The following is a 13029-nucleotide window of genomic DNA, read 5'->3' on the forward strand; positions in this document are numbered from 1 at the left end:
GTTGCTGGAAAAGAAGAATTCAATTGGACCAGCCGCCGTCGATCACCTGCGCGGTGCCGGTGGTGAAGGCGGATTCGTCGCTGGCAAGATACACCGCCAGCGCGGCGATCTCTTCGGCGCGGCCGATCCGGCCCATTGGCTGGCGCGCAGTGAAGGCGGCTTCGACCGCCGCGACGGACTGGCCGCTGGCCAGCGCCTGCGCGTCGATGCGCTGGCGCAGGGACGGCGACTCCACCGTGCCGGGGCAGATCGCGTTGCAGCGGATGCCCTGCCCCACGTAGTCGGCGGCGACCGCCTTGGTCAGGCCGATGACGGCCGCCTTGGTGGCGCCGTAGGCGCAGCGGTTGGGCGCGCCCTTGATGCTGCCCGCCACGGACGCCATATTGACGATGGACCCCGCGCCGCGCGCCAGCATGGCCGGCAGGCAGGCACGGATCAGCAGGTACATGGATCGCACGTTCAGGTTGAACGAGAAATCCCAGGCGTCCTCGTCGCAATCCAGGATGGTGCCCGCGTGCACGAAGCCCGCGCCGTTAAACAGCACGTCGACCCCGCCCGCATCCTGGGCCAGCGCGCGCACGGCGCGGGCGTCGGTCACGTCCAGCACATGCGTGCGGCAGCCGGACAGCGATTCCAGCGCGGCGCCGTTCAGGTCCACGGCCAGCACATCGGCGCCCTCGTGCGCGTAGGCCAGGGCCACGGCGCGGCCAATGCCCTGCCCTGCGGCGGTGACGATGGCGGTCTTGCCTTGCAGTCTTGCTGACATGGGCGTGCGTCCTTATTTGCCGGTCATGCCCATTACGGTGGGCAGCCACAGGGTGATCGAAGGAATGTAGGTGATGGCGATCAGCGCCACGAACAGCGGCACGAGCCACGGCAGGATGGCCATCGTGGTGCGCTCGACCGACAGCTTGGCCACCCGCGCCAGCACGAAGAGCACCATGCCCATTGGCGGATGCAGAAGGCCGATCATCAGGTTCAGCGTCATGATGAGCCCGAAATGGATCGGGTCGATGCCCAGCTTCAGCACGATGGGCAGCAGGATGGGCACGAGGATGGTGATGGCCGCGATGGTGTCGATGAAGCAGCCGACGATCAGGATCAGCACGTTCGCCATCAGCAGGAACACCCACTTGTTCTGCGTCACGCTCAGGATGGCGTCGGTGAGCGCCTGCGCGGCCTGCGTCGTGGTCAGCAGCCAGGCGAACACCGAAGCAGCCGTCACGATGAACAGGACGGACGCGGTGGTCTCGATGGTGTCGAACGACGCCTTGGCCAGCGTGCGCAACGTCATGGAGCGATAGCGCACCAGTCCCAAAAAGAGCGCCCAGATCACGGCCGCCACCGCGGCTTCCGTGGGCGTGAACCAGCCCAGCGTCATGCCGCCGATCAGGATCACCGGCGCCATCAGCGCCATCACGGCCGAAAAGTTGAACTTCCAGTCCAGCAGCAGCAAGGCCGCGAACGAGATGCCGGTGGCGACGTTGGGCGACACGCCCGCCAGCGTCATCAGCCAGATCGACATCGGAAACGCCAGCACGATCAGCACTTCGAGCCCCGCGCCGCCCAGCCGTTTCCAGTTGAAGGCAACGTCGCCGCCCCAGTTGTTGCGGCGCGCGTAGTACGCCACGGTAAGCATCATCAGGATGGTCAGCACCAGGCCGGGAATCAGGCCCGCCAGGAACAGCGAACCGATCGATACGTTGGCCATCATGCCGTAGATGACGAACGGCAGCGACGGCGGAATGATGGGGCCCAGCGTGGCCGATGCGGCCGTCACCCCGACCGCGAACTCGGTCTGGTAGCCGTGGTCCTTCATGGCCTTGATCTCGATGGTGCCCAGGCCCGCGGCGTCGGCGATGGCGGTGCCGGACATGCCGGCAAACACCACCGAGCCGATGATGTTCACCTGCCCCAACCCGCCGCGCATCCAGCCCACCAGCGCGACGGCGAAGTTGTAGATGCGGCCCGTGATGCCCGCGATGTTCATCAGGTTGCCGGCCAGGATGAAGAACGGCACGGCCAGCAGCGGAAACGACTCGACGCCCGCAATCATGCGCTGCGCGATCACGACGTCCGGCACGCTGCCGGAAATCAGGATGAACAGCAGGGACGCGCCCGCCATCGAGACCGCCACCGGCAGTCCCATGATCATCAACAGCAGAAAGGTTCCAATCAGGGTGCCCATGTTCGCTCCTGGCAAAGGCACTGCGGATTCGGGGGGGTCAGTCCAGCGCTTCAGTCCAGCGACTCATAGGCCGCGGGGTTCTCCAGGATGGAGTAGCCCTGCCGCCAGTTCTGCACGGACACCTGCAGAGACCGCAAGAACATCATGACGAAGCCCGCCAGCGCCACCCAATAGACGTACGCCTTGTTCCAGAACAGCGTCGTCATGGGCTCGTCGCCCACCAGGACGATGTAGCGGTAGGTCAGCCACACGGCGTAGCCGAAGAACGCCGTGCGCAGGATGTCGATCAGCGTGGACAGCACGCGGCCGGCGGGCTTGGGCAGGTAGCGGTACAGGAAGTCGACCTGGATATGGCGGCACGCGCGCACGCACATCGCGGATCCCAAGAACACCACGCCGATCAGGCAGTACACCGCCAGCTCCTCGGTCCAGGCGTACGAGTCGTTCAGCACGTAGCGGGAAAAGAACTGCAGGAACACCAGCAGCGCCATTACCCAGAACATGGCCAGGCAGATCCAGTCTTCCGGCTGGTAGCCGGCCAGGCTGACCACGTGATGATCGGCCTCCTCGAAGCTCTGGACGATCTCGTCCACCGAGGAAACGTGATGGGCGCCGGGCGGCTTGTCCGGCGGATGGCTGACGGCCGCCATCGGCGCGGCCTTCGCGTTGGAGTGCATGGAATCTCCCCTCGTGCGGGATCGGTGTGGCGATCAGATCGGGCGCGGCGGACCGGCGTGGCAGCCCGCCGCGCCGGCGTTCACTTCACCGCCTGGATCTTTTCCCAGTCCGACTTCTCGTAGCCGTATTGCTTGAACGGCACCTTCTCCAGCACCGTGTTGCGGAAGTCCTCGATGTTGACCTCGGCCACCGTCAGGCCACGCTGTTTGAAGACGTCGACCATCTTCTTCTCGGACGCGGCCACTTCGGCCGACGCCTTTTCCGCGGCCTGCTGCGCGACCTCGGCGAAGATCTTCTTGTCCTCGTCCGACAGGCTCTTCCAGAGCTTGCCGGAGATCACCGTGTTCAGGTGATCGACGATGTGGCCGGTGAGGATGATGTTCTTCTGCACCTCGTAGAACTTCTTGGCCTCGATGGTGGTCAGCGGGTTTTCCTGGGCCTCGACCGTGCCGTTCTGCAAGGCCAGATAGACCTCGGCAAAGGCAATGGGCGCGGTGTTGGCGCCACAGGCGCGCGGCATGGCCAGATACGCGGCCACGTCCGGCACGCGAATCTTCAGGCCCTTCATCTCGCTGCACTTGGTGAACGGCTTGTTGGACGTCGTCTGGCGCGTGCCGTAGTAGGTGGTCGCGACGATGTGGTTGCCGCTCTTTTCGTCGTAGCCCTGCGTGAGCTCCTTGTAGATGTCGCTCTTGGTGTAGGCGATCAGGTGCTCGGGGCTGCGGAAGGTGTAGGGATAGTACGTGACCCCGATGCGCGGAAAGCTCTTGGCCGCGAAGCTGGACCCGGAGATGATCATGTCGACCGTGCCGAGCGTCAGCCCCTGGTTGATGTCGTTTTCCTTGCCCAGTTGCGAGGCCGGATAGACGTCGATGTGATAGCGGCCGTTGGTGCGCTTCTCGATCTCCTGCGCGGCCCACACCGACGAGGTATGGAACGGTTCGGACGTCTCGTAGACGTGCGCCCACTTCAGTTTGGTCTGCGCCAGCGCGGAGCCGCTGACGGCGATCGCGACGGCGGCAAAGAGCACTTTGATGGCGTTGCCTGGCTTCATGTTGTCTCCTCTCTTTGAGGTGGCGGGCTCGGCGGCCTCGCGTCATGTTTTACATATGGAGTTCACCTACTGGAGCTGCACCTACCAACTGCGACTGCGAGTTGCCGCCGGCGCCCCCGGGGGGGACCGACGGCCTGTTGCTATTCAGCGCGCAAGGCGTCGGCCGCACCGGGCCAGCTGGCCATCAGGCGGTCGTACGAGCAGGAAAGATGTTCACGCATGGCGGCCCGCGCGCCCTGTTCGTCACCGGCCGCGATGGCGTCGATGACGCGGCGGTGTTCGGTGATGGCGACGGCCCAGCTGTCGGAATTTTCGAAGTAATCGCCCAGCTTCACGGAGAGCGGGTTGTGGCGTTCGTCAAAGAGTTCGCCCACCACCCGCACCAGCACGGCGTTGTTGGCCATTTCCGCCACACGCAGATGGAACAGCCGGTCGCCGCGGATGGGCACGCTGCCGGCCCGCGCCTCGTCTTCCATCGCATCGACGGCTTCGCGCAGGCCTTCCACCAACGCGGGCACGGGATTGAGCGCCGCCTGCGCGGCCAGCTCGCTCTCGATGGTGCGGCGGGCGCGGATGGTTTCAAGCGGGCTTTCGGCGGTCAGGCTGGCGCGCGGCGCGCCGCCCGGGCTTTGCACGTACACGCCCGACCCCATGCGCACTTCCACCCAGCCTTCGACCTCCAGCGCGATCAGCGCTTCCCGCACCGACGGCCGGGACACGCCCAGCTTCAGCGCTAGGTCGCGCTCGGGCGGCAGGCGCGCGCCGGCCGGAAATTCGCCGGCCTCGATCAGCAGACGAAGCTGATCGGCGATCTGGCGATACAGGCGGCGAGGTTCAATGGTCTGAATCGGCATATAGGTAAAGTGGCCTTACCAATTGACCAGAATCCTGCGCCTCCCGACGCTGGGTCACAATTAGGGTTTGCCCATCCGCGTGCGATGTGCCACGCGGGCAACCCTTATCTGTTAAAAAGCCGCCACCACGGCTTTCATCCGATTCCATGACCCACGATCCGCAACACTCGCCCTTCAAGAGCACCGGCGGCGCGCGCCGTATCCTCAATGCGCTGCGCTATTCCTGGCAGGGCCTGAAGGCGGCCGTCCAATACGAGGCGGCCTTCCGCCAGGAACTGGCGCTGGCCGTGCTGATGATTCCAGCAGCATTCTTTCTGGGCCGCACCACGGTCGAGGTGTTCTTCCTGGTGGGCGTGGTGGTCATGGTGCTGGCGGCAGAACTGCTCAATTCCGCCATCGAAGCGCTTGCCGATGCGTTGTCGGTCGAACGCCACCCCCTCTTGGGACGGGCCAAGGATCTGGGCAGCGCGGCGGTGATGCTGCTGCTGATATTTGCCGGAACGGTCTGGGTGGGCGTGGCCATCAGCCGTTTCGTCATGCACTGATACGGGTTCGCACCGCGACGGGGATGCGACTCTATTTATACTGGGAGCCATGATGCCTCAATCGACGTCAGCACCCTCGAAGCGCATCGTCATCGTCGGCGGTGGCGCAGGCGGCCTTGAACTGGCCGCCAAACTGGGCCGGATCCACGGCCGCCAATACATCACCCTGGTCGACAGCCGCCCTTTTCACATCTGGAAGCCTTCGCTGCATGAAGCGGCGGCGGGCACGCTGGATATTCACCAGGAAGGCCTGTCCTACCTGATGCTGGCCCACATGGACGGCTTCTCGTTCGCCCAGGGGCGGCTCGAAAGCGTCGACCGCGAACGCCGTCTCATCACCGTGGACGCCGTCAATGACGCGCAGGGCCAGGAAGTCCTGCCCCGCCGCGAACTGGCGTACGACACGCTGGTGCTGGCGCTGGGCAGCACCTCCAACTTCTTCAACACGCCGGGCGCGGCTGAACATGCGGTCACGCTGGACACCACCGAAAACGCCGAGCAATTTCGCCTGACCATGCTCAAGGCCATGGCGCTGGTGGATCAGGCCAAGGTGCGCAACCCGTCCGCGCGGCTGGATCTGGTGATCGTGGGCGGCGGCGCCACCGGCGTCGAACTGGCGGTCGAACTGACCGAAGCCAGCCACGTCGTCAGCGCCTATGGCCTGCCGAACTTCCGCGCCGACCGCGACCTGGCGATCACGCTGGTCGAAGGCGCCCCGCGCATCCTGTCCGCGCTGCCCGAGAAGATCTCGGTGGCGGCGACCAAGCGCCTGACCGAACTGGGCATCCGCGTCGAGACCTCATGCCGTGTGTCCGAAGTGACGGACAACACCGTGCGCACCGCCGACGGCCGCGAGTTTCCCGCGCAGTTGTGCATGTGGGCCGCCGGCATCAAGGGCCCGGCGCTCTTGGCCGACCTGGGATTGCCGCTGAACAAGCTGGGGCAGATCGAAGTCAACGAGCGGCTCGAAACGCCCGATCCGCACATCCTGGCGCTGGGCGACTGCTGCGCGGCGCCGTGGCGTGACGGCCGCACCGTGCCCGCCCGCGCCCAGGCCGCGCACCAGCAGGCCGATTACCTGACCAAGAAGCTGACGGCCAGGCTGCGCAACAACCCCGAGCCCACCGAGCCCTACGTCTACCAGGACCACGGATCGCTGGTGTCGCTGGGCCAGGACGCCGGGGTGGGCAGCCTGATGGGCAAGCTTGCCGGACGGGGACTGTTCGTAAGCGGTACACTGGCGCGCCTGATGTACATGAGCCTGCACCTGATGCACCACCGCGCGGTGCTGGGCGCCTCGCGTACCGTCTCCCTCGCCCTGGCTCGCCTGCTCATGCGGCGCACGCGCCCGCGGGTCAAACTGCACTGAATCCCATGAATTTCCTGCAAAAACTCGAACACGCCTGGACCACCAGCAACTCGCTCCTGCAAGTCGGGCTGGATCCCGACCCGCAGCGCTTCCCGCGCGAATTGCAGGACAAGCCGGACGCCATCTTCCAGTTCTGCCGCGACATCGTCGACGCCACCGCGCCGTACGCCTGCAGCTTCAAGCCGCAGATCGCGTACTTCGCTGCGCACCGCGCCGAAGACCAGCTGGAAGCGCTGTGCCAGCACATCCGCGACAAGCACCCCGACCTGCCCATCGTGCTGGACGCCAAGCGCGGCGACATCGGCTCCACCGCCGAAAACTACGCCCGCGAAGCCTACGAGCGCTACCAGGCCCACGCCCTCACCGTCAGCCCGTACATGGGCCTGGACTCGGTCGAGCCCTACCTGGCGTGGCGCGACCGCGGCGTGATCGTCCTGTGCCGCACCTCCAACCCGGGCGGCTCGGACCTGCAATTCCTGAAGATGGACAACGGCGAGCCGCTGTACCTGCATGTGGCAGGGCTGGTGGCGGACAAATGGAATGCCAATGGCCAGTGCGGCCTGGTGGTAGGCGCCACGTTCCCCAACGAACTGGCCGCGGTGCGCCAGCGCATCGGCGACGCCCTGCCCCTGCTGGTGCCGGGCATCGGCGCCCAGGGCGGCGACATCACCGCCACGGTCAACGCCGGCGCCAACGCGGCGCGCAACGGCATGATGATCAACTCGTCGCGCGCCATCATCTACGCCAGCGGCGGCGACGACTGGCGCCAAGCCGCCGCCGAGGCCGCCAAGGGCCTGCGCGACGCGATCAACGCGGTGCGCTGACGCCACATTGCGCAAAAGCCGCTGCACCGTGCGCAAACGCGCGGTGCAGCGGCTTTTTTCATTTCAACGCCCGCACGTTCAGCGCGGGCGTTTCGCGTCGGGATTCATCGCCGGTTGATCGGCGCCCCCGCGAATTCCAGCACGGCCCGCAGCGCGAACTCCACCGCCGCCTGGCGCACCTGCCCCCGGTCGCCCTGGAACACGTGCGTCACCGCGCGGCTGCTGATGCCGTCGCCCACCCGCATGGCAAAGCCAAAGCACACCATGCCCACCGGCTTGCCGGGCGTGGCGCCGCCCGGTCCGGCGATGCCGGTGGTCGACATGGCCACGTGCGCATTGGGCACGGCAAGCAGCACCCCGTTTGCCATTTCCAGCGCCACGGGCTCGCTGACGGCGCCAAAGTGATGCAGCGTTTCGGGCGACACCTCCAGTTCGGTAACCTTGGCGTCGTTGCTGTAAGTGACGAAGCCGCGCTCGAACCATTCGCTGGAACCGGCCACCGCGGTGACGGCGCCTGCCAACAGGCCGCCCGTGCAGGATTCGGCGGTGCCAAGCATCCACCCCTGCTGGCGCAGCACATCGCCCAGCCGCTCGGACAGGCCGAGGATCGTCGCTTCCGACAACTGCGCGGCCGTCATGTTGGTCCGCGCGCCTTCATGCTGATCGTTCATCCCAAGACTCCTGTGCGGGCCACCAACGCCATTACCAGCAAGGCATAGCCGGCGGCCACGATATCGTCCCACATGACTCCGAATCCGCCCTTGATATGGGCGTCGAAGAACTTGATGGGTGGCGGCTTGACGATGTCGAATGTGCGGAACAGCACGAACGCCAGCGCCTGAGCGACCCAGCCGGCCGGCGTAAGCCACAGCACCAGCCAGAACGCCACCATCTCGTCCCAGACCATTCCGACATGATCCGGCTGCTGGAGTTCTCGGCCGACGCGATGGCAGGCCCAGCATCCGTACAGAAATGCCACCGCCAGGAACACGCCGATGGCCAGGTCCGACGCCGCAGGCGCCGCCGCCACCCAGATGGCCCAAGCAAGCAGCGTGCCCCACGTGCCCGAGGCCGGACGGATCAGTCCGCTGCCAAAGCCAAACGCAATCAGCCGGCCCGGATCGCGGCAGACCCAGGAAAGCGCCGGATACGCGGCGCGGCGGCGGTCGCGCATGGAGGTGGAGTGCTTATCAGCGGAAGACATGGGGGAAGGGTCTGCAAAAAAGGAAGCCGCGGATCAGTCCGCGGGGAAGTGATCGAAGCCGGCGGGCAGGTCGGCTAGCGCCTGCCCGTGCGAGTCGAGAACCGCGATGCCCGGCTGCGGCAGGATCTCGCCCACCCGGGTCACGCGGGCGCCGGCCCTGCGGGCTGCCGCCAGGACGGGGTCGCGCCGGGACGGCGGCGCGGTGAAACACAGTTGATAGACATCTCCCCCGCCCAGCAGCGCGCGTTGCAGCGGCGCCGCGTCCAGGCCCGCCAGCGCGGGCGCCATCGGCAGGTCCGCGAACCGCAGGCAGGCGCCGACGCGGCTGGCGGCCAGGATGTGGCCCAGGTCCTGCACCAGGCCGTCGGAAAGATCGATGGCTGCATTCGCGATGCCGCGCAGCGCCGTGCCCAGCCCCACTTGCGGCTCGGGCCATTCCAACGCGCCTCGCGTGGCGGCCAGCAGTGCGGCATCAGCCGGATATTGCCCGTCGAGCAGCCGGTAGGCCACGTCGGCCGCCCCCAGGTCGCCGGACACCCAGATATCGTCGCCGCTTCGCGCGCCATCGCGGCGCAGCGCCTGGCCGGGGGGCACCGAGCCAAACACGGTCACGCTAATCGCCAGGTCGTGCGCGCTGCGCGTGGTGTCGCCGCCGACTAGCGGGCAGCCGTGCGCTGCGGCCAGCGCGTGAAACCCTTCGGCAAACGCCGCCAGCCAAGGCTCGTCCAGGCGCGGCAACGCCAACCCGAGCACGCAGCCGATCGGGCGCGCGCCCATGGCCGCGAGGTCGGACAGATTCACTGCCAGCGCCTTGTGGCCCAGCGATTTCGGGTCTACGTCGGGAAAGAAATGCCGGCCTTCCAGCAGCAAGTCCGTGCTGGTGGCCACCTGCTCACCGGGAGGAACAGGAAAGAGCGCGCAGTCGTCGCCAACGCCCAAGAGGCCGGCAGGCGCGGCACGCGTGAAATAGCGCGCAATCAGATCAAATTCGGACGCCACCGCGCCTCCACTATGCGGCGTTCAAGAATCGCCGTCGCACTCTAACGGGTGCCACGCGGCGGGGCCGCGATCCGGGCTCCGCCGGTCCGCAGCGGCGCTCCCCTTGAAGGGGAAGCGCGAAGCGCTGCGGGGGGCTCGCTATCGCCGTTGCTGCGCCGCGGCCTGGACCTCGTGCGCGCGGACATCGGCAGCCAGCTTGTCGAGCACGCCGTTGACGAACTTGAAGCCATCGGTGCCGCCGAACGACTTGGCCAGTTCCACGGCTTCGTTGATGGCGACCTTGTACGGCACTTCGACGTGATGGATCAGCTCGAAGCTGCCGATCAGCAGGATGCCGTGCTCAACCGGCGACAACTCGGCCAGCGGACGGTCGACGTAGGGCGTGAAGCGTTCGCGCAGCGCGGGCGCTTCGCGCAGCACGCCGTGCAGCAAGGTCTTGAACCACTGCGCATCGGCCTCGGAAAAGTCCTCGGTGTCGCGCAGATGGGCGTCGATCTCGCCGGCGTCCTGCGTGCCTTCGCCGCCGCGCAGCAGCCACGCGTACACGCCTTGCAGCGCGAATTCGCGCGCACGGCGGCGCGCGCTGCGCGCATTGGCGCGGGCCTGCGCCGCGCTATCAGCGCTGGTCGTCGTCTTCTTCGTCGTCAAAATCTTCGTCCTCGTCGTCTTCGTCTTCGTCTTCGTCTTCTTCCTCGGGTTCCAGCGCTGCCACCAGGTTGGCCATTTCAACGGCCACCTGGGCGCAATCGCGACCCTTGCCGGCAGCGCGGGCTTGCGCCTGCTCGTCGGTGTCGACGGTCAGCACGCCGTTCGCGACGGGGATGCCGGTTTCGAGGGAGATGCGGGTGATTGCCGTGGCCATTTCATTGCTGACCACTTCAAAGTGATAGGTTTCGCCGCGGATGACCGCGCCCAGCGCGATCAAGGCGTCGAATTCAAACGTTTCGGCCATGTGGGACAGGGCCACGCCCAGTTCCAGCGCGCCGGGCACGGTGGCGACCATCACGTCGCGCTCGTCCACGCCCAGTTCGGCCAGTTCCTTCAGGCACGCTTCGAGTTCGGCCTGGCCGACTTCTTCGTTGAAGCGGGCGCGTACGATGCCGATGTGCAGCCCTTCGCCGTTCAGGTCGGGGGTAAGGATGTAAGGGTTCATGTGTCGGCCTTCAGTGTGTTGCGGGAGTGTTCTGCGGGTCGCAATCGTAACCCGTAATGGTGAGCGAGAAGCCCGCCATGCTGGGCATCTTGCGCGGCCGGGCCAGGAGCCTCATTTGACCCACGTTCAGGTCGCGCAGAATCTGGGCGCCGATCCCGTAAGTGCGCAGGCCGAAGCGGTCGGCGTTGGCGGAATTGGCCTGGGCCTTCGGGTCGTTCCAGCCTGCAATCTGGCCAAACAGGTGTTCCGTGGAAGACTGGCAGTTCATCAGCACCAGCACGCCGGCCGGGGCGGCGGCGATGGCCTCGAGCGCCTGGGCCACGCCCCAGCTGTGCGGACTTGCGCCGGTATCCAGCACATCCAGCACGGACGCGGGCTCGTGCACGCGCACCAGCGTCTCGGCGTCGGGAGTCACATTACCATGCACCAGCGCCAAGTGGGCGGAGCCGGTGGCGGCGTCTTCGTAGGCTACGGCCTCGAACGTGCCCCAGGCCGTCTGCATGGTGCGCTTGCCCACGCGCTTGACGATGGACTCGTGCTCGCTGCGGTATTGGATCAGGTCGGCGATGGTGCCGATCTTCAGGCCGTGCTGGCGCGCGAATTCGACGAGGTCCGGCAGGCGGGCCATGGTGCCGTCGGGCTTGAGGATTTCGCAGATCACGGCGGCAGGCGTCAGGCCCGCCATGGCGGTCAGGTCGCAGCCGGCCTCGGTGTGGCCGGCGCGCACCAGCACGCCGCCGGGCACGGCGCGCACGGGAAAGATGTGGCCGGGCTGGACCAGATCGGCCGGCTTGGCGTCGCGCGCCACCGCCACCTGGATGGTGCGGGCGCGGTCGGCGGCCGAGATGCCGGTCTCGACGCCCACGGCGGCTTCGATCGATTGCGTGAAATTGGTGCCATAACGCGTGCCGTTGCGGGCGGCCATCATGGGCAGCTCGAGCTGGCGGCAGCGTTCTTCGGTCAGGGTCAGGCACACCAGGCCGCGGCCGTGGGTGACCATGAAGTTGATGGCTTCGGGCGTGACGAATTCGGCGGCCATGACGAGGTCGCCCTCGTTTTCGCGGTCTTCTTCGTCAACCAGGATGACGATGCGGCCGGCGCGCAGCTCGGCGATGATCTCGGCAACCGAAGCGATGCCGAAGGATTCCGGCTCGGAGCCGGGCAGGGAGGACAACTGGACGGACATGGCGTGACGCGTAAACCAGGCGGGAAAGCCCGGATTTTAACGCCCCTGCGGGCCGAACCCCTATTAGTGTCTGGACGGCCCGTCCGGATGGGGCCGTCCGGTTAAACTTTCGCCCGGAGATCCCCCCAGAAAAACGAAGGAAAAACCTCATGCAAGCCCTTGCGGCCATGCCTTTGAACGTCGCGGCAGCCGTCCGCGTCGTCCTGACCGACATCGACGACACGCTGACCACCGAAGGCCGCCTGCCGGCCGACGCGTACGCCGCGCTTGAACGCCTGGAACAGGCCGGCATCCAGGTCGTGCCCATCACCGGCCGTCCGGCCGGCTGGTGCGACCACATCGCGCGCATGTGGCCCGTGCGCGCCGTGGTCGGCGAGAACGGCGCGTTCTACTACGCCTACGACCGCAAGGCCCGCCGCATGACCACGCATTATTGGACCGACGCAGCCTCGCGCCAGGAAAGCCGCAAGCGGCTGGACGCCATCCGCGACCGCGTCCTGGCCGAGGTGCCCGGCAGCGCCGTCGCGAGCGACCAGGACTATCGCGTGGCCGACCTGGCCATCGATTTCTGCGAAGACGTCCCCGCCCTGCCCGACGCCGCCATCAGCCGCATCGTCCAGATCTTCCAGGACGCGGGCGCGCAGGCCAAGGTCAGCTCCATCCACGTCAATGGCTGGTTCGGCGACTACGACAAGCTCACGATGACACGCACCATGTTCCAGCGCGAGTTCGGCCAGGACGTGGCGGGCGCGCTGGACAGCACACTGTTCATTGGCGATTCGCCCAACGACGAGCCGATGTTCGCCTACTTCCCGATCTCGGTCGGCGTGGCCAACATCCAGGCCCAGTTGCATCGCCTGACGCACCGCCCCGCCTTCGTGGCCGCCTTCCATGGCGGCGGCGGTTTCGTCGAAATGGCCGACCGGCTGCTTGCCGCGCGCCAGCCCTCCAAAGTCCAGCCGGCCTGAGGTCAGC

At 66.8% G+C, this 13029-nt stretch carries 15 protein-coding genes; 4 read left to right on the forward strand and 11 right to left on the reverse strand.

Features of this window, described 5'->3' with window-relative positions:
* Positions 1-19: 19 nt before the first annotated feature.
* From H4P35_RS22680 to H4P35_RS22700, 5 genes are all read right to left on the reverse strand, one after another.
* Positions 20-766, reverse strand: a complete 747-nt coding sequence (locus H4P35_RS22680) for an SDR family oxidoreductase (protein WP_062839595.1) — start codon at positions 764-766, stop codon at positions 20-22.
* 12 nt (positions 767-778) lie between these two features.
* Positions 779-2188, reverse strand: a complete 1410-nt coding sequence (locus tag H4P35_RS22685) for a TRAP transporter large permease (protein ID WP_226847099.1) — start codon at positions 2186-2188, stop codon at positions 779-781.
* A 50-nt stretch (positions 2189-2238) separates the two neighbouring features.
* Entirely contained in the window at positions 2239-2865 is a 627-nt protein-coding gene (locus H4P35_RS22690; protein ID WP_226847100.1) for a TRAP transporter small permease, read from the reverse strand.
* 80 nt (positions 2866-2945) lie between these two features.
* Positions 2946-3920, reverse strand: coding sequence for a sialic acid TRAP transporter substrate-binding protein SiaP (locus H4P35_RS22695; RefSeq protein WP_226847101.1), 975 nt, complete (start codon positions 3918-3920; stop codon positions 2946-2948).
* A 140-nt stretch (positions 3921-4060) separates the two neighbouring features.
* Positions 4061-4774 carry a FadR/GntR family transcriptional regulator gene (locus H4P35_RS22700; protein WP_128828943.1) on the reverse strand — a complete coding sequence of 238 codons (714 nt, stop codon included), beginning with the start codon at positions 4772-4774 and terminating at the stop codon, positions 4061-4063.
* A gap of 146 nt (positions 4775-4920) precedes the next feature.
* On the opposite strand from H4P35_RS22700, the gene H4P35_RS22705 reads away from it, so the two are divergent.
* From H4P35_RS22705 to pyrF, 3 genes are read left to right on the forward strand one after another with little or no spacing between them, the layout of a single operon-like run.
* On the forward strand, positions 4921-5319 hold the full coding sequence (locus tag H4P35_RS22705; protein WP_076516669.1) for a diacylglycerol kinase: 399 nt from the start codon (positions 4921-4923) through the stop codon (positions 5317-5319).
* A gap of 49 nt (positions 5320-5368) precedes the next feature.
* The gene (locus H4P35_RS22710) at positions 5369-6688 is read left to right on the forward strand and encodes an NAD(P)/FAD-dependent oxidoreductase (RefSeq protein WP_062839594.1); all 1320 of its coding nucleotides are present in this window, start codon (positions 5369-5371) and stop codon (positions 6686-6688) included.
* Between the two features lie 5 nt (positions 6689-6693).
* Positions 6694-7512 (forward strand): orotidine-5'-phosphate decarboxylase, encoded by an 819-nt coding sequence (gene pyrF / locus H4P35_RS22715; protein ID WP_056325448.1) that lies wholly within the window; start codon positions 6694-6696, stop codon positions 7510-7512.
* Between the two features lie 104 nt (positions 7513-7616).
* On the opposite strand, the gene H4P35_RS22720 is transcribed toward pyrF, so the two are convergent.
* From H4P35_RS22720 to ribBA, 6 genes are all read right to left on the reverse strand, one after another.
* Positions 7617-8183 (reverse strand): CinA family protein, encoded by a 567-nt coding sequence (locus H4P35_RS22720; RefSeq protein WP_056325445.1) that lies wholly within the window; start codon positions 8181-8183, stop codon positions 7617-7619.
* A complete protein-coding gene (locus H4P35_RS22725) occupies positions 8180-8686 on the reverse strand; it encodes a phosphatidylglycerophosphatase A (protein ID WP_175156222.1) in 507 nt (168 codons plus the stop codon). The genes H4P35_RS22720 and H4P35_RS22725 overlap by 4 nt, the downstream gene beginning before the upstream one ends.
* A 63-nt stretch (positions 8687-8749) precedes the next feature.
* On the reverse strand, positions 8750-9715 hold the full coding sequence (gene thiL, locus H4P35_RS22730; RefSeq protein ID WP_226847102.1) for a thiamine-phosphate kinase: 966 nt from the start codon (positions 9713-9715) through the stop codon (positions 8750-8752).
* 138 nt (positions 9716-9853) lie between these two features.
* Complete coding sequence (gene nusB, locus H4P35_RS22735) at positions 9854-10363, reverse strand: transcription antitermination factor NusB (RefSeq protein ID WP_056325438.1); 510 nt, start codon at positions 10361-10363, stop codon at positions 9854-9856.
* Positions 10332-10868, reverse strand: coding sequence for a 6,7-dimethyl-8-ribityllumazine synthase (ribH, locus tag H4P35_RS22740; RefSeq protein WP_226847103.1), 537 nt, complete (start codon positions 10866-10868; stop codon positions 10332-10334). The genes nusB and ribH overlap by 32 nt, the downstream gene beginning before the upstream one ends.
* 10 nt (positions 10869-10878) lie before the next feature.
* Positions 10879-12054, reverse strand: a complete 1176-nt coding sequence (gene ribBA, locus H4P35_RS22745; RefSeq protein WP_056325432.1) for a bifunctional 3,4-dihydroxy-2-butanone-4-phosphate synthase/GTP cyclohydrolase II — start codon at positions 12052-12054, stop codon at positions 10879-10881.
* Positions 12055-12203: 149 nt separating this feature from the next.
* Between ribBA and H4P35_RS22750 the strand changes: the two genes are divergently transcribed.
* On the forward strand, positions 12204-13022 hold the full coding sequence (locus H4P35_RS22750; protein WP_226847104.1) for an HAD-IIB family hydrolase: 819 nt from the start codon (positions 12204-12206) through the stop codon (positions 13020-13022).
* Positions 13023-13029: the final 7 nt, after the last annotated feature.

This window comes from Achromobacter sp. 77, from assembly GCF_020541125.1.
Taxonomy (GTDB): domain Bacteria; phylum Pseudomonadota; class Gammaproteobacteria; order Burkholderiales; family Burkholderiaceae_B; genus Achromobacter; species Achromobacter mucicolens.

Bases quoted from the DNA above. Each gene is read 5' to 3' on its own strand.
- H4P35_RS22680 (WP_062839595.1), bottom strand. From the start codon at position 766: ATGTCAGCAAGACTGCAAGGCAAGACCGCCATCGTCACCGCCGCAGGG.
- H4P35_RS22690 (WP_226847100.1), bottom strand. From the start codon at position 2,865: ATGCACTCCAACGCGAAGGCCGCGCCGATGGCGGCCGTCAGCCATCCG.
- H4P35_RS22710 (WP_062839594.1), top strand. From the start codon at position 5,369: ATGATGCCTCAATCGACGTCAGCACCCTCGAAGCGCATCGTCATCGTC.
- H4P35_RS22685 (WP_226847099.1), bottom strand. From the start codon at position 2,188: ATGGGCACCCTGATTGGAACCTTTCTGCTGTTGATGATCATGGGACTG.
- H4P35_RS22695 (WP_226847101.1), bottom strand. From the start codon at position 3,920: ATGAAGCCAGGCAACGCCATCAAAGTGCTCTTTGCCGCCGTCGCGATC.
- H4P35_RS22700 (WP_128828943.1), bottom strand. From the start codon at position 4,774: ATGCCGATTCAGACCATTGAACCTCGCCGCCTGTATCGCCAGATCGCC.
- pyrF (WP_056325448.1), top strand. From the start codon at position 6,694: ATGAATTTCCTGCAAAAACTCGAACACGCCTGGACCACCAGCAACTCG.
- H4P35_RS22705 (WP_076516669.1), top strand. From the start codon at position 4,921: ATGACCCACGATCCGCAACACTCGCCCTTCAAGAGCACCGGCGGCGCG.
- ribH (WP_226847103.1), bottom strand. From the start codon at position 10,868: ATGAACCCTTACATCCTTACCCCCGACCTGAACGGCGAAGGGCTGCAC.
- ribBA (WP_056325432.1), bottom strand. From the start codon at position 12,054: ATGTCCGTCCAGTTGTCCTCCCTGCCCGGCTCCGAGCCGGAATCCTTC.
- H4P35_RS22720 (WP_056325445.1), bottom strand. From the start codon at position 8,183: ATGAACGATCAGCATGAAGGCGCGCGGACCAACATGACGGCCGCGCAG.
- H4P35_RS22725 (WP_175156222.1), bottom strand. From the start codon at position 8,686: ATGCGCGACCGCCGCCGCGCCGCGTATCCGGCGCTTTCCTGGGTCTGC.
- H4P35_RS22750 (WP_226847104.1), top strand. From the start codon at position 12,204: ATGCAAGCCCTTGCGGCCATGCCTTTGAACGTCGCGGCAGCCGTCCGC.